This is a genomic window from Ensifer sp. ENS07 (assembly GCF_014852185.1).
Taxonomy (GTDB): Bacteria; Pseudomonadota; Alphaproteobacteria; order Rhizobiales; family Rhizobiaceae; genus Ensifer; species Ensifer adhaerens.
The window spans coordinates 259,055-274,619 of the sequence record NZ_JACVBE010000008.1; the positions used below are offsets into that span (position 1 = coordinate 259,055).

Annotated in this window: 10 protein-coding genes; 3 read left to right on the top strand and 7 right to left on the bottom strand. The window is 64.7% G+C overall.

The features are described from left to right. Window positions 1–14: 14 nt before the first annotated feature. The 4 genes from IB277_RS23635 to IB277_RS23650 all read right to left on the bottom strand — a co-directional run bounded on the left by IB277_RS23635 (window position 15) and on the right by IB277_RS23650 (window position 8,231). Window positions 15–2,813 (bottom strand): autotransporter domain-containing protein, encoded by a 2,799-nt coding sequence (locus IB277_RS23635; protein WP_192371948.1) that lies wholly within the window; start codon window positions 2,811–2,813, stop codon window positions 15–17. Window positions 2,814–3,122: 309 nt separating this feature from the next. Continuing rightward, on the bottom strand, window positions 3,123–4,688 hold the full coding sequence (gene adiC, locus IB277_RS23640; RefSeq protein WP_060519942.1) for an arginine/agmatine antiporter: 1,566 nt from the start codon (window positions 4,686–4,688) through the stop codon (window positions 3,123–3,125). A 22-nt stretch (window positions 4,689–4,710) separates the two neighbouring features. Beyond that, window positions 4,711–7,005, bottom strand: coding sequence for an Orn/Lys/Arg decarboxylase N-terminal domain-containing protein (locus tag IB277_RS23645; RefSeq protein ID WP_210339661.1), 2,295 nt, complete (start codon window positions 7,003–7,005; stop codon window positions 4,711–4,713). 62 nt (window positions 7,006–7,067) lie between these two features. Beyond that, window positions 7,068–8,231, bottom strand: a complete 1,164-nt coding sequence (locus tag IB277_RS23650; protein WP_246812806.1) for an amino acid permease — start codon at window positions 8,229–8,231, stop codon at window positions 7,068–7,070. Between the two features lie 487 nt (window positions 8,232–8,718). On the opposite strand from IB277_RS23650, the gene IB277_RS23655 reads away from it, so the two are divergent. Together IB277_RS23655 and IB277_RS23660 are read left to right on the top strand one after the other, a co-directional pair. Then, entirely contained in the window at window positions 8,719–9,777 is a 1,059-nt protein-coding gene (locus IB277_RS23655; protein WP_060585760.1) for a P1 family peptidase, read from the top strand. A 71-nt stretch (window positions 9,778–9,848) separates the two neighbouring features. Beyond that, window positions 9,849–10,709: a D-amino-acid transaminase gene (locus IB277_RS23660; protein WP_192371949.1), complete on the top strand. Its 861-nt coding sequence runs from the start codon at window positions 9,849–9,851 to the stop codon at window positions 10,707–10,709. Window positions 10,710–10,736: 27 nt separating this feature from the next. On the opposite strand, the gene IB277_RS23665 is transcribed toward IB277_RS23660, so the two are convergent. Continuing rightward, window positions 10,737–11,636 (bottom strand): LysR substrate-binding domain-containing protein, encoded by a 900-nt coding sequence (locus tag IB277_RS23665; RefSeq protein ID WP_034790308.1) that lies wholly within the window; start codon window positions 11,634–11,636, stop codon window positions 10,737–10,739. 84 nt (window positions 11,637–11,720) lie between these two features. Beyond that, complete coding sequence (locus IB277_RS23670) at window positions 11,721–13,235, bottom strand: serine hydrolase (RefSeq protein ID WP_060585824.1); 1,515 nt, start codon at window positions 13,233–13,235, stop codon at window positions 11,721–11,723. A 250-nt stretch (window positions 13,236–13,485) separates the two neighbouring features. Here IB277_RS23670 and IB277_RS23675 point away from each other — a divergent pair, with 250 nt between their 5' ends. Then, window positions 13,486–14,526: a dipeptidase gene (locus IB277_RS23675; protein WP_192371950.1), complete on the top strand. Its 1,041-nt coding sequence runs from the start codon at window positions 13,486–13,488 to the stop codon at window positions 14,524–14,526. A gap of 25 nt (window positions 14,527–14,551) precedes the next feature. On the opposite strand, the gene IB277_RS23680 is transcribed toward IB277_RS23675, so the two are convergent. Beyond that, window positions 14,552–15,421: a LysR substrate-binding domain-containing protein gene (locus IB277_RS23680; RefSeq protein ID WP_034790128.1), complete on the bottom strand. Its 870-nt coding sequence runs from the start codon at window positions 15,419–15,421 to the stop codon at window positions 14,552–14,554. Between the last annotated feature and the right edge of the window lie 144 nt (window positions 15,422–15,565).

Genomic DNA, 15,565 nt, shown 5'->3' on the forward strand with positions numbered 1-15,565 from the left:
TCGGTCGCGAACCCTCAGAACTTGACGTTGAGATCGGCCCGGACCCCGTGTTCCCGCGCCGTCGAGGCGATCTGCCCCTGGTAGGAAACGCCGAGCGTCGATGCCGGTGTCAGCGCGAAATCGATACCGGCCTCGAGAATGACGCTATCCCGCGCGATCGGGGCACCGGCGACCGAGAAGGCCTGGCTGCCGGAGAACGCCTGGGCGAGAGCAGGGGTAACGTCGCCATAGGCATGCCGCCAGCCGATGAGACCGCGCGCCGTTGCCTTTGCCGCGCCGAGTTCGAAATCGGCTGACGCGCGAAGCCCTGATGTGGTGAAGGCCATGTCGCTGGAACCGCCATGGACGGAGAGCGCTGCCGCACCGCCCTTCTCCTTGAACCCATTGGTGTGCACGTTGACATAGGCGAGGTTGGCGAAGGGCTCGAACGCGAAATCGCCGGCCCTGAAATCATATCCGAGTTCGCCAAACACCTGCGTGGTGCCGGCGCGGTAATCCGCAGTCAGGCTGTCGACGAGCGCTGGCGAAACGACGAGCCGGCTGCTGTCGATCTCGCTAAAGGTGTAGGCAAGGCCGGATCGGAACGACAAACCGCCCCAGGTCCCACCGCCATAGACACCGAGGTGGTAGTTGTCGCTCGAGGCCCGCGAGCGGCGGTCGTCGACCTTGAAGCTGGAATGGCTGTAGCCGCCGAGGAAGCCGAGCCGCCAGTCGCTACCGATGTCGCCATCGAGACCGGCGACGAAGCCGCCTATGGACCGCGACAGGTCGGCTGCATTGCCGTCGCCGTCGGTATCCCCCCAGGACCCGAACGCCGAGCCCCACGCGCCCATGGTTTCTGGCGAAGAAATCGATGCCGTGGTGATCTCGTCGGTGTTAACGATCGGCCGCGCCGTGGCGCCGACAGTCTCAAAGGCTGCACGCAGCCGGTCGTTCATCCGGTTGCCGATGAGCTGGCTGTTTTCGATGAGGCCCGTGACGGTCGAGCTGTGAACGTCGCCCGGCAGCTGTCCGAAGAGGTCGGCTGCGGTTTGTCCGTCGAGGGTGACGGCGAGATCGTGGAGCGTCCCGCCGATACCGAGCCGCTCGACGGCAAAGGCAGCCGCGGCGGCGTTGCGGGTCTCGGCAAAGTCCGCGAAGGCAACGCCGTTGCGGGCGACGTCGAGGTAGACCGCGCTCGGCTCGTAGGCGAGCGAGAGGTCGAGGAAGGCGTAGCAGCCGCAGTCGTCCTCGAACCGCCCGGTCACGCCGCCGACCGCGGAGAGAATGGTGTGGCGGCCGTCGCCCTTGTAATTTTCGGGCCGGACCCTGACGTCGACTGCACCGGCGATTTCGGCCGTGCCGGTGACGTCGAGCCGGCTCGTGCCATCGGGTGCGTCGAGATTGACGAGGAACCAGCCGTCGCCCGACTGGCGATAGTTGCCGGCCACGGTCAGCGTGCCGCCCCTGCGGCCCCAGCCCGGATTGACGGCGCCGTTGTTGTCGACATTGCCGTAGATGGTACCGTTGCCGGAGAGTATGCCGTTTCCGTCAGCAAAGGTCTCGGAGGCAATGCTGCCGGCAATCGCCAGGAAGCCACCATCGACGCGTGTGGAGCCGTGATAGGTGCTGTCACCGGCCAAGATCAATATGCCGTCGCCCGACTTGATCAGCCCTCCCGCGCCGGTGATGTTATTGGACCATGCGCTTTCGCCGTCCTCGATCACGGCGTGGAAATCACCCCAGTCGAACTTGCCCGGACCTCGCACTGCCCGCCCGGCGTTGACCATGCCATAGCCAAACACGGGATCGACGCCCCGGTCGCCATAGTCGATGGCCGTTCCCAACAGGACTTGGCGGACCTGGTCCATCGTCATGTACGGGAATGCCTGCGCGACCAGCGCGGCCGTTCCGGCCACGAACGGTGCAGCCAGGGATGTGCCGTTTTCCCTGCTGTATCCTCCACCGGGGACGGCGACCATGATGTTGTCCTGAGGATTGGTCCAGACCCATTCGCCTCTTTCCGGGTCCCAGCGCGTGGCGTCGTCTCCACCAGGTGCGGCAAGACACCAATTTAATGCAACGCCACACCTGTTCGACCAATCGGGCATGTGTGTAGGACTGGTCGCCACCACGGCGAGCCAGCCCTGTTCCAGCTCCGGGAAAAGATAGGGGAGACCCGCATCGATGGACGGCTGTGCCGCGCCGTCGTTCATCGCTGCGAAGACGAGAAGTGCACCACGCGAAACCGCGTAGCGATAGGCGGACAGATTGTTTGAGAGCGTCGCTTCGGCCCGGTCGGCCGTCATTTCTGTAATGAAGCCGTCGCCATAACTGTTGTTGATGATCTTCACGCCGCGGTCGACGAGTGTACGGATTCCGTAGTTGGCGGCAGCATTGTTGATGTAGCCCGGTATGTCGGATGCCCCTGCCTGAACGATGGTCGCGCGCGGGGCAACACCGTGCATGCCGACCCCATCGCGATTGGCGGCGATGACCGAGGCGACCGTTGTGCCGTGACCCTCCCCTACGAACGTCCAAGGCTTCTCCGGATCATAGGTGATACCCTCTACATAGCGTCCGGCAAACTCCGGGTGGGTAATGTCGAGGCCGCTGTCGACCACGCCGACCTTGATGCCGCTGCCGTCGTAGCCCAGCATGTAGGCATATTCAGCGTGGATAGTTGCCAGTCCCCACTGGGCGTTGAACTCTGGTGTACGCCACGTTGCCAGATCGCCGGGGTCGCCCGCATCCTGTGCGAACCCGGAGGATGACAGCGCGGTCGACACGACGAGCGTGGCGATGTGAGCGGCGGTTCGGCGGTTCTTTTGCAAGGCAGTTCCCCAATGCCCGGCATCGCGGCGCATCCGTGGCGCAGGGTATTGAAGAAAAACGGAAATTCACAAGGCGGGCGCGCGAAAGCTAGTCGCGCACCCTGCTTTGGAAAATACGGCAGGTGACGTATTTCGTCGCCCGAAACCGATATTTGTGTTGGTGGATCGCGGCAGGCAACAGGCGGTTCGTCGAAGAAGCCGCGGCGACAGCGATGAGGGCACCTGAAACACGCGCGGCCGAGGTCGCGCGTTCTCGACGACATCGATGCAAGAAGGGGCGGTGGCTGCATCCACCACCCCTCCTTTTGGCTATTGCGCCGGCTGGCTCTCGGCCGGAAGCACGGCCGCCGGCGAACCGGCCGCGGGCTGGACGGTGCTTTCGACAGGCGGAACCGGCGAGCGGGTGCGCAGCGTTTCGGCGCGGTGACGGCCGACCGAGACCCAGAAGAGCGCGACGAGCGCGGCAATGGTCACGGTGACGGTAACGTAGCGGATCCAGGTCGGGGCGTGCCCACCCGGATCGATGTGCTTCTCGTCGATCTCGCGCTTGCGGGTGATCGCTGCCGAGTAGAACACGATCGTCGAGATCACGAAGATCAGCGACCAGCGCGTCTGTTCGCCGTCGGAGCCGATGAGCGCCACCAGGCTGTAGATCGCCGCCGCAAGGCCGATGATGACGTACCAATTGTAGGTGCTTGCCGGCATCTTCTTGTAGCCGAGCACCTTGATGGAGATCGCCGAGTAGATATAGGGCAGCAGCGTCATGATCACTGCGATCGAGGCGATCTTGCCGAACTGCTCGCTGGCGGTCGGCGACATCGTGGCGAAGACCTGCACGGTCATGATGACGGCGACGATCGCAAGGCCGGCCGAGGGCACGCCCTTGGAATTGACCTTGGCGAAGATCGAGCCGAAGAGGCCGTCGTCGGCCGCAGCTTTCGCGGTCTGCCCGACGAGCAGCGTCCAGCCGGCAAGCGAGCCGAGGCAACCGAGTGCTGCGCAGATTGCGACCACCGCACCCGCGGTATCGCCGAGCGCCAACCGCGCGGCGTCTGCGAAAGGTGCCGAAGACGCGATCAGCTCCTTGTTCGGGATCATGCCCATGATCACCGTCGAAGACAGGATATAGGCGACGGCGGCGAGGATGACGCCGCCGACGGTGGCGATCGGGACGTTGCGCTGCGGGTCGCGAACGACTCCGGCCGAAACTGACGCGCTTTCCACCCCGATGAAGGCCCAGAGGGTGAAGTTGAGCGTCGCCATGATCGCCGCCCAACTGTCCTTGCCCGACACGTTCCAGCCTTCGGAGAAGGTCGCCGGCGAGAACCAGAACCAGCCGAAGATCGCCATGCCGAGGATCGGCACCAGCGCGAAGGAGGTGGTAAAGGATTGCAGCCGTCCGACGACGTTCGGGCCGAGGATGTTGGCGTAGGTGAAGAACCAGATCAGCGCCACCTGCGCCAGCGCCGAGACCAGCGGGTCGCGCAACATCGGGAAGAAGGCCGTGAGGTAGCCGAGACCGGCGACCGCAAGGCCGACGTTACCAACCACATTGGCGAGCCAGTAGATCAGGTTGGTCTGGTAACCCATGTAGTCGCCGAAGGCCTTGCGCGTGTAGGCGTAAGGCCCGCCGGCGGCGGGATCGATCGCCGCGAGCTTGGCGAAGGTCAGCGCCAGCGCGATCGCGCCGGCAATGGTGATCAGCCATCCGAAGACGGCGATGGACCCGACCGCGGCGAGGTTCGCCGGCAGCATGAAGACGCCCGAGCCCATCATGTTGCCCGCGACCATCAGGGTCGCGGGCACGAGGCCGATCTTGGCGGATTCCGCGACGCCCGCGGATGTGGTTTTGGAAGCCGTATCGACAGCAGCCATTGTTCTCGCTCCTGAAGCCGGGTCAGCGGGTCAACACATAGACGCGATAGAGGCCGTCCTCGACCTCCACCCCGTGCGTGTCATGGGTGAAGCCCGGGAACCGGAGATCATAGGCCTCCAGCGCCTTGAGGTAGCCGAGGACTGGACCATCGGCGGGCCCAGCGTTTTCGCCCGGCATTAGAAGCGGGATGCCGGGCGGATAGGGCACGACGCCCGTTGCGACCGTGCGGCCGGCCAGATGGTCGAGCGTCACCTGTTCCACCTCGCCGCGCACCAGCCGCTCGTAGGCGCGCACCGGGCTCAGGTCCGGATGTGGCAGGACAGAGAAGCCGGCGGCCATGGAGGCGGTGGTCTTCAGTTGGTCCATCGCCTGGAACATTGTGTCGGCGAGATCCTTGAGACCCATGCCGGCGTAGCGTTCCGGGTGGTCCTCGATCAGCGACGGGATGGCCACTTCGAGCGTGAGGTTGGCGTCGTAGTCGCGCTTGAAGTCGCAAAGCGCGCTGACAAGCGAGCCCCATTTGCCCTTGGTGATGCCGAGCGAGAAGAGGAAGAGGATGGTGAAGTCGGTCGTCTTCTCGACAACGATGCCGCGGACATCGAGATAGGCGGTGACGAGGCTTGCGGGTATGCCGACCGGCATCAGCCCGCCGCCGGGCGCAACACCCGGTGTGACGATCGAGACCTTGATCGGATCGAGCATGCAATAGCCGTCCTCGATCTCGCCGAAGCCGTGCCACGCTGCCCCGGGCTTCAGCACCCAGCAGGACGGATCGGTCGCGAGGGATTCCGGCGAGGCTTCATGGAAGGGGCTTGTGCGGCCGGTTTTCGGGTCGCGCACCGTATCCGGCTGCCAGCAATCGAAGAACCAGTCACCGCGCTCTGCCGCGTCGTTGGCCAGCCGCGACATCATCAGGCGGAACGCCACGGCTTCCTCGATCGACTCGTTGGTGAGCGCCGCGCCGCCGGGCCCGTCCATCATCGCCGCCGAGACGTCGTTCGAGGCAATGATCGCGTAGTTCGGCGAGGTCGAGGCGTGCATCATGAACGTCTCGTTGAAAATGCCATGCGGGATCGGCTTGCGGCCGTCGCGTACGTGAATGAAGGACGCCTGAGAAAGGGCCGCCAGCAGCTTGTGCGTCGACTGGGTGGCAAAGACCGTCGGCTTGTCGGCCGTATGCGCCTTCGGATCACCGTGCATTGCGTGGCGGTCGCGATAGATCGGGTTGAAGCGGGCGTAGCCGTACCAGGCCTCGTCGAAATGCAGGCGGTCGACGCTGGCTCCGAGCAGTTCCTCGACGCGGGTCACGTTGTAGCAAAGACCGTCATAGGTCGAGTTGGTGATGATGGCGTGCTTTGGCTCCTTGTCCGAAAGGTCCGCGGCAAGCGGGTTCTGGTCGATCGCCTTGCGGATCGCGACCGCGGTCAGCCGTTCCGGCGGGATCGGCCCGATGATGCCGTAGTGGTTCCGGGTCGGCACCAGATAGGTCGGCACGGCGCCCGACATGGTCATCGCGTGTTCGGCCGACTTGTGGCAATTGCGGTCGCACAGCGCGATCTGGTCGCGGCTGACGCTCGCCATCAGGATGACGCGGTTGGAGGTCGAGGAGCCGTTGGTGATGTGATAGCTGCGGTGCGAGCCGAAGACGCGGGCAGCGTATTTTTCACTGGCGCCGATCGGGCCGGAATGGTCGAGCAGAGATCCGAGTTCACCGACCGAGATCGAGAGATCCGAGCGCAGCAGCGGTTCGCCGAAGAACTCGAAGAAGGCGCGGCCGGGCGGCGACTTCAGGAAACCCGTGCCGCCGGTGTGTCCGGGCGTGTGCCAGGAATATTCGTGCACTTGGGAGAACTGGGCGAGCGCCTTGAACATCGGCGGCAGCACGGTCGAACGATAGCGCTCGATTGCCGCCTGGATGCGGCCGCCGACGAAATCCATCGTGTCTTCGAGCATCCAGACGAAATCGTCGACCTTCGCCATGATATCGGCCGGAACCGACGAGGCGACGCTGCGGTCGGCGAGCAGCAGCAGCGGAACGGTGCCGTTGCGCTTGCGCAGCGCTTCGACGACGCCGATCGATTGTTCGTGGCCGTCCGACCCGAGATCCCAGTCGACCAATACGCATTGGAGAGCGGGGTCCGACCGGATCACCGCGATGCCATCATCGGCGCTTTCCGCGGTGACTACTTCGATCTGGCGGCGTTCGAGTTCTGCGATCAGCGACCGGACGGCGCGGCCTGCAGCACTTTCCTCGCTGATTTCGTCATCCAGGACGAGTGCTTTCATGCCGAGACGGCGGTGACCCCTGTTTAACATGCTCATATCCAATCCTCTCTCTAGTTCGGTGCTAGGTGCAGGTGGGGGTACTCTTTTTGACGTCAGCCAGTGGACGGCTCCTTCCTTTCGACTGACAGGTAGACGGGCAGTGCCACGAGCAGCAGCAGCAGGCACCAGAGGCCCGCCTGAGGTCCGCTGACGTAGACCGTCCAAAGCGAAAAGATGAAGGCGACCAGGGCATAAGGCTTGTAGGGGCCAAGGCGGAAGCCGCCCCATTCCCCGTCACGCGGACGTGTGAGTGCCAGGAACAGCGCGCCCTCGACGAGGCTGCAGAAGACGTAAGGCACCATGGCTGCGGTGGTCGAAAGGTCGACGGCGAACCTATAGACGACCATCAGTCCCGACACGCCCGAGGTCTGCAGAACGAGAAGGGCCGAAGCAAGTAGCATCGACAGGACGATACCCCACTGCGGCACGCCACGGCTGGAAAGGCGCCCGAAAACTGGAGGGAACAGCCCATCGCGGGCCGCTGCCATCGGGACCTGAGCCATCAGCAGCGTCCAGCCGTTGAGCGCGCCAAGGGCGGCCGCAACCAGCGTGCTCCCCCACCAGCCCCACATCACGAAGGCCGCATCGGAGAAGGGAGCGGCGGAACGCGCAAGCGTTTCGCGCGGGACCGTGCCCATGACCACGAGCGTGCCGAGAATGAAGATCAGGCCGCAGCAGAGCGTGCCGAGCACGGTCGCCCGCGGGATCGTGCGTTTCGGATCGTCGACATCGCCGGCCGGAACGGTGGCAGACTCGATGCCGAGAAAGGCGAACATCGTCAACGGTGCGGTCGCGGAGATCAGGCCGAGCATGGACAGCCCGCTCGGGTTGATGGGTATCAGGTTCTGCGGCTCGATCCAAAAGAGGCCGAGAAGCGCGATCGCGATGAAGGGAAGGAGTTTCAATCCGACGGTCACGATCTGGAAACGCCCGGCGCTCCTGACGCCGAACATGTTGATGGCGGCAACCAGCCACATGGCGGCGAGCGAAACCGCCGTGAAGCCGCCCGGCATATGCTGAAGGTTCGGGAAGAACACGCCGAGATAACCGGTGAAGGCCATGGCGATCGCCGGCAGCGACGCCCAGATCGAGATCCAGTAGGCCCAGGCGACCAGAAAGCCGGCAAACGCACCGAAAGCCATGCGACTGTAGGCGTAGGGGCCGCCGGTCGCGGGCCTGACGCCTGCGAGCCGCGCAAACACAAGGCCGAGGCACATGGCGGCAACTGCCGACCCAGCCGACGAGGGCTGCGGCGCCGTAGGGCGCGAGTGCGGCGGGAGAGAGATAGAAGCCGGAGCCGATGATGTTGCCGACGACGAGCGCGGAGCAAGCCCAGATGCCGAGGCTCGGCCGTGTCGCCATTTCGGGCGTCGTCTGCTGAGACCTGCCTGAGGTTGCATCAAGCGGCTTCGTCATGGATGGGAGGCTCCCTTGCCAAAGACGAGGCGAACTTATGAACTGTTTCTTATGGTTGCAACTGCTTTATTTCACTCGACTATCAGTCGCCGCGCTGACCCATGGGCCCATGCGGAAAAGTCGCATTCGGCTCATAGCTCCACGACCGACCGCGAAGGGCGGCGTTGCAGGCTTCTCATGAAACTATTCCATTTTTGCGATGCCGTTTTGCCGCCGATACAGGTAGGGTCGCCTGCGACGAAATGACTGCTTCGCGACCGCGGTGATGGGTGAGGAAAACGGCGAAAAATGACAAATATCAAGCGCTTACGGCTTCGCGACATCGGTTTCCGCCCGGGTGCTTACGAACCCGGACCGCTCAATGCGATCACCGATGTGATGGGTGTCGCGGTGGGCCATGCCACCGTTGTCGAGGCCGACTGCATCCGCACCGGCGCCACCGCCATACTGCCTCATGACGGCAACCTCTTTCAGGACAAGGTGCCGGCCGGCTTCGCTGTGCTCAACGGCTTCGGCAAGTTTGCGGGCTCCACCCAGGTAGAGGAGCTCGGCGAGCTGGAAACGCCCGTCGTTCTCACCAACACGCTGGCGACGGGACGCGCCATCGAGGTCGTCAATCGCTGGACGCTGGCGCAGCCGGGCAACGAGAAGGTCGTGTCGCTGAACGCGGTCGTCGGCGAGACTAACGACTCCCGCCTCAACGATATCCGCGCCGGTCGCCCGACGATCGACGAGATCGGCGCTGCCCTTGCCGCCGCGAAGACCGGTGCCGTCGAGGAGGGGGCTGTCGGTGCCGGAACCGGCACGGTGGCCTTCGGGCTGAAGGGCGGCATCGGTACGAGCTCGCGACTTGTGAAGGCGGCAGGCGAGGTCTTTACGCTCGGCGTGCTCGTCCAATCCAATTATGGCGGCCGGCTCACCGTCTGCGGTCGTGCCTATGAGGCGCCGGCGGCACACGACCGCGACGGTTCGATCGTCATCGTGATCGCGACCGATGCGCCGCTCTCTTCCCGCAACCTCAAGCGTCTGGCCGAACGCGCCTTCGGCGGCCTGGCCCGCACCGGCGCCGCGCTCAGCAATGGTTCCGGCGATTATGCGCTCGCCTTCTCGACGGCTGCCGCCGTTCGTCGCACCAAGGCGCGCCGGGCCGCGATTGCCGACTATCCCGATCTTCCAAACGACCTAATATCGCCGCTCTTCGAAGCGGCCATCGAGGCGACGGAGGAGGCCATCCTCAATTCGCTGACCATGGCCCGCACGACGCATGGTTTCAATGCCGCGAACGGCAAGCCGAGCACGGTCGAGGCGATCTCGCTCGAACGGCTTCGCGCGCTCAGCGAACACTGATTTGTGCCCCTGGATCGCGTTCGGTGTTGCGGTCCATGCGCCTCTGCCAAACCAATTTTTACGGAGCCTACATGTCCCAGCCGTCCATCCGCACCGTCTATCTCAACGGCGAGTTTTTGCCCGAGAACGAGGCGCGTCTCTCGATCTTCGATCGCGGCTTCCTCTTCGGTGATGGCATTTACGAGGTCACCGCCGTGCTTGAGGGCAAGCTGATCGACAGCGCATCGCATATGGCGCGCCTGGAGCGCTGCGCGCGTGAAATCGATGTGCCTTTGCCTGTATCGACCGACGAGATCGTCGCGATCGAAAAGCGGCTGATCGAAGAGAACGGCCTTGTCGAAGGCATGGTCTATCTGCAGCTCACCCGGGGCGCCGAGGACCGGAACTTTCTGTTCTCCGAGGATATCAAGCCGACGCTGGTGCTCTTCACCCAGGCAAAGACGCTGGTGACTGCCCCCATCAAGGGGCTGTCGGTCAAGACCGTGCCCGACCAGCGCTGGGCGCGCCGCGACATCAAGAGTGTGTGCCTGCTGCCGCAGGTGATCGCCAAGCGCATCGCCAAGGCTGAAGGCTGCGATGAGGCGTGGATGATCGAGGACGGGTTCGTGACGGAAGGTGCTTCCTCCACCGCCTACATCGTCACCGCGGACAACCGCATCGTCACGCGCGGCAACAGCCAAAAGACGCTGCCCGGCTGCACCCGGCTCGCCGCTCTCGCGCTCGCCGCCGAACAGGGAATGACGCTGGAAGAACGCCCCTTCACGCTCGAAGAGGCGCTCAACGCCCGCGAAGCGTGCCTCACCAGCGCTTCGAACTTCGTTGCGCCGATCACCCGCATCGACGGCAAGGCCGTCGGTAGCGGTGAGCCTGGCCCGGTGGTCAAGCGCCTGCGCGAACTCTATCTGGAGCGCGCACGACAGACGGCGATCTAGCTCGCCCGTGCGGGCCAGGGCTGTCGCTTAGGCGACAGCTTCCAGGCTCTGCCAGACGCGGCCGACGATCGGGCGGCGGTTTTCCTTGGCGCGATAGAGCCGGATCTCGACACTGACGTCCCAGCGCGGGTCGGCGGCCCTGACCAGCGAGCCGTTCGCCAGCTCATCCGTCATCAGGCTTTCGGGCACCCAGGCGATGCCCCAGCCGGATTCGGCCATGGCTTTCAGCCCCACCGACATACTGCCTTCGTGCACCCTTTGCGCCGGCGGTAGCTCGCGCCCGATCAGATCATCCAGAAGCTGGCCGAAGAACGACGATTTTTCGTAGCTCAGATGCGGGAACGGCTTCGTGCCGCCTTCCAGCCGGTGCAGGGGCTCCCCCGCTTCATTCGCCGCCGAAACGGGGATGATGCGTTCGTGGCCGAGCACGCGATGTTCGAAGGCCTGCGGGTCGAGCAGGTGCGGGACCTGGGTATGGGCGTAGGTCAGCAGGAAGTCGCATTCGCCGTCGACAAGCGAGTTGAGGTTTTCCTCCATGCTGCCGGAATCGGGGCGAAGTCGGGAGAAGAGCGGCCCGCTCCGGGCGTTGACCCGTGTCATCCATGCGGGAAAGAAGGTGAAGGAGAGCGTATGCAGCGCTGTCAGCTTGATGGTGCGGGCGTCGGAGCCTTCCTCCTGCTGCAGATTGCGCCTTGCCTGGTAGAGCTGTTTCAGAGTCTCCTGCGCCACCGGCACGAATTTCGACCCCGCCTCCGTCAGGCGTGAAGGATAGGTCGCGCGGTCGACGAGCGTGGCGCCGAGCCAGGCCTCCAACTGCCGGATGCGGCGGCTGAACGCGGATTGGGTGACATGGCGCTCGTCCGCCGCCTTTGAGAAGTTCAGCGTGCTGGCGAGCGCCAGAAAGTCCTCAAGCCATTTGATTTCCACGGGCATGCACTCCTGAAGTCCGGTCCGTCATTCGCCGGCGACCGGACTTCTTTTGTGGCAGCGCCCGCGCGTCATCAAGAAAAATCAGGCGCGGCGGCGATATTCGATCATCCGGGCTCGGCTTGTCACCAGTTCGAGGTGATCGGGCCCGAGGAGATGCAGGCAGATGCGCTTGACCCAGGGCCCATCGCTCAGCGTGAACAGGAAGCGACCATTGCCAAGGGGAGTGAGCTTCATGGTCTGACGTACGGGGCCGACGCCCATCAGGACCGCGCCGTTCTCGACCGTGAATTCCGCCCTTTCGTCGGAGCGCCAGACCCCGGAGAGCGACGCCGGCAGCGGCTCATGCGTCGCCGCTGGAAGGAAGCACCGTGCCGCATGGCCGACCTCGCCGACAAGGGCGGAGCCGTCGCGGCGCAGCCGGACAGGGGATGAGGCCGAGCGCGACGAGGCCCAGCCGTCGCCGTCGTCATAGAGCGTCTCATCCGCATCGAGATAGGTGCAGGTGCTGCCCTTGACCTCGACCCACCAGGGACCGGCCTCCGTCACGTAGAGACCGTCGCCGAGATCGGTTGCCGGGGTCGGCAGAGGAATGCCGGTGAGCGCTGCCATGCTTTCGAGCGCGATCTTGTAACCGTTGGTGTCCTCGCGGTTGGAGACCACGACGAAGCCGGCGCGCGTTTCGGGATCGAGGAGGAAATAGGTCTTGTAGCCGGGATGTGAACCGCCATGGCCAACGAATTCGCGGCCGCCGAGCGACGAGTTGCGCAGGCCGAGCCCGTATCCTGTTGGTCGCCCGTCGGCGAGATATCGGGGCGCCTGCAACTTCTGCAGAAGACCGGCGAAGCGGCCTTCGCCACCGAGCAGCGCCTGCAGCCAGGTGGCAAGCGCCCCGGCGCTGCCGGTGAGGCTGCCCGATGCGGAAATGTGCAGGCCAGCGGCAGATAGCTGCCAGGTTTCGCCCGAGTGCCAGTAGCCGGGAACGAGGTCGCTCACCGGATCGTTCCAGACATCCGGCGCCTTCAGCGCGATGCCAAGCGGGGCCGCGATTTCCCGTTGGACGAAATCGTCGAAGCGGAAGCCCTTGCGCTCCAAAGCCGCTTCGATGAGGCGATAGCCGGTGTTGGAGTATGAGACCTCGGTGCCGGCGTCAAAGTTCAGCCGCTCCAGGCGCGAGAGGTACTCCAGCAGCGGTCCGGCCGTGGTCTCCGTGTAGACGGAAAGGCCGAGCAACGACAGGCATTCGCGGGTATCCGGCAGGCCGCCACTCATGTCGAGCGCCTGCCCGACCGTCACGTCCGCAAGTGGCGACCGCAGTTCCGGAAGATGCTGGCCGAGCGGATCGTCGAGACCGATAAGGTCGGCATGGGCGAGCACCATCGCTGAGAAGACGTGCTTGGTGAGGGACGCATAGCGCACGACGCTGTCGAGCGTGAACGGCGCGGATGTCGCGAGGCTCTCGACGCCGGCCGCATGCGAGAAGCGCGGTCCGGATTCATCGAAGCCGATGACCGCGCCGCCCGGTTCGTCTGCCACCCATTGTGCGGTCAGGCGTCTCGCAGCCGCTTCGGCGGCTTGCCAATCCAGCGGTGCCGGCATCGTCATGTCCATTCTCCAATTCTGGTCGCAGTGGTTTCCCACGCGTATCTCCGACTAAGCACGACAGAACCTCGTGCCGCCAATTCCGATTCCGGCAGGGCCTATGCACGGTTTGCATTTGCCCGGTCCGCCTGCATTGCGTTAGGCCGGCGGGGAAAAGGGTGCGGTTCCCGCACCCAATGTCTATGGTCCGTCGGCGACTATCCATGAGTCGCACTTGAGGACAACAGGTTGAGAAGGCGATCCAGAATTGGCGACGCAAGCGAAAATCCCGGTCTTTGACGGACATAACGACGTGCTGTCGCGACTCTGGCGTTCGCCGGGCGGCGCTGCCGAGCGCCGCTTCCTCGATGGCGTCGATACCGGGCATATCGATCTCGACAAGGCCGCGGCGGGTGGCCTTGCCGGCGGCCTCTCCGCCGTCTACGTCGCCTCGCCGGGCCTTGCCAAGGATGGCAGCGGCGAGTTTGCAACGCCCGATCAACAAAGCGCACTCGAAGCCACGCTCGGCATGACGAGCCTGCTGATGCGGATCGAACGCCAGTCGGAGGGCCGGCTGAAGATTTGCCGCAGTGCTGCCGATATCCGCGCCGCCATGGACAAGGGTGCCTTTGCCTCGGTGCTGCACATCGAGGGTATCGAGGCGGTCGGCGCCGATCTCGACGTGCTCTATGTGCTTCACGCCGCGGGTCTGCGCACGCTCGGCCCCGTCTGGAGCCGGCCGAACCTCTTTGCCTATGGCGTTCCCTTCCGCTTTCCCTCTTCACCCGATATCGGTCCAGGCCTCAGCGAGGCCGGCAAGGATCTCGTGCGCGCCTGCAACGAGCTGAAGATCATGCTTGATCTCTCGCACATGAACGAGCAGGGCTTCTGGGACATCGCCGCGCTGTCGCAGGCGCCGCTCGTCGCCTCCCATTCCAACGTGCACGCGCTCTGCCCGCATAGCCGCAACCTGACGGACCGTCAGCTCGACGCGATCAGGGACACCGGCGGTTTGGCCGGCATCAACTTCGGCGTCCTTTTCCTGCGCGCGGACGGGACCAGGAACACGGATACGCCGCTCTCGCTCCTTGTCGACCACATCGACTATATCGTCGAGCGTATCGGTATCGATCATGTGGCGCTCGGCTCTGACTTCGACGGTACGGCCATCCCTGCTGCGATGCGCAGCGCGGCCGATCTGCCGCTGCTCGTCGACCTGCTGCGCACCCGCGGCTATGACGATGCGGCCCTCGCAAAGATCTGCCACGGCAACTGGATCCGCGTGCTGGAGACAACCTGGGGCGGGTGAGCGCCGCGCTCAGCCGCGAAGGACGTTAGGTCCTTGAAGCGATCGGCAAGCCTTCGAGCAGCACGCTGATCGCGCAATCGACGACGGCCGATCGCCGATCCCGGGCAAAAAGCCCATACTGGACGGCAAACGGCTTCGGTACGGCTGGCGAGGCGGGCAGTGCCCGCATCGTGCCCGCGCGTATCGCTTCCGGCGGAAGCAAACCAATGCCGAGCCCGTTCTCGATCGCGGCCTGCAGCGCCGTGATGCTCTGGCTGGTAAAAGTGATCCGGTGTTCCCGGCCCTGGTCGGCCAAGGTCTCGATCATGCGGCGGCGCCAGAGGCAGGGTGCGGCGAAGGCAACAAGGTCGATCGGTCGGGTCTCGTCGAAGGCGTAGTCCGTCGCGCAGACCCATTGCAGCTCCACATTCCAGGTGGTGAGGGCGTCGGCGGCGACCACGGAGGTCGGCACGACCATGATATCGAGGTCGCCTTCGGGCCAGGTCTTTCCAAGCGCCACGCATTGCTCGACCACCACGTCGAGCCGGATCTCCTGGTAGCCGCGCCGCAGTCGACCGAGCGCTTCGGGCAGCGCCGTCGTTGCCACTTCCTCGGCCAGGCCGACCCGCACGCCACCGCTCAGGTCGGCCTGCCGCAGCCGCGCCGCCGCTTCGTCGCCGAGCGCCAGCATGCGCGTGGCGTATCCGAGGAACAATTCGCCTTCGGGTGTCGGCACGACGCCGCGACCGGTGCGGGTGAAGAGCTGTCGGCCGAGCAGATCTTCGAGCCGGCGCATCTGCATGCTCAGCGCCGATTGCGTGCGGCCGGTCTGGGTGGCGACGCGGTTCAGGCTACCCTGCCGGCAGACCGCGACGAAGCTGCGAAGGAGGTCGATGCCAATCTGGTCAGATATCATGAAGTTTGAACTCTGTTGTCATTGATATCAGTCTACACGGGTAACTCACGCATGGCTATCTGTCAGATGTGATCAGCGACGAAGGCGAGGCAGCATCAGGCAGATCGGCATCGGCCGCCGCCTGGAGGCTGCCAGGACCAGCCA

Coding starts and splice junctions, on each gene's coding strand:
- adiC (WP_060519942.1), bottom strand. CDS start 4,688: ATGGCTGCTGTCGATACGGCTTCCAAAACCACATCCGCGGGCGTCGCG.
- IB277_RS23645 (WP_210339661.1), bottom strand. CDS start 7,005: ATGTTAAACAGGGGTCACCGCCGTCTCGGCATGAAAGCACTCGTCCTG.
- IB277_RS23650 (WP_246812806.1), bottom strand. CDS start 8,231: ATGTGCCTCGGCCTTGTGTTTGCGCGGCTCGCAGGCGTCAGGCCCGCG.
- IB277_RS23655 (WP_060585760.1), top strand. CDS start 8,719: ATGACAAATATCAAGCGCTTACGGCTTCGCGACATCGGTTTCCGCCCG.
- IB277_RS23660 (WP_192371949.1), top strand. CDS start 9,849: ATGTCCCAGCCGTCCATCCGCACCGTCTATCTCAACGGCGAGTTTTTG.
- IB277_RS23670 (WP_060585824.1), bottom strand. CDS start 13,235: ATGCCGGCACCGCTGGATTGGCAAGCCGCCGAAGCGGCTGCGAGACGC.
- IB277_RS23680 (WP_034790128.1), bottom strand. CDS start 15,421: ATGATATCTGACCAGATTGGCATCGACCTCCTTCGCAGCTTCGTCGCG.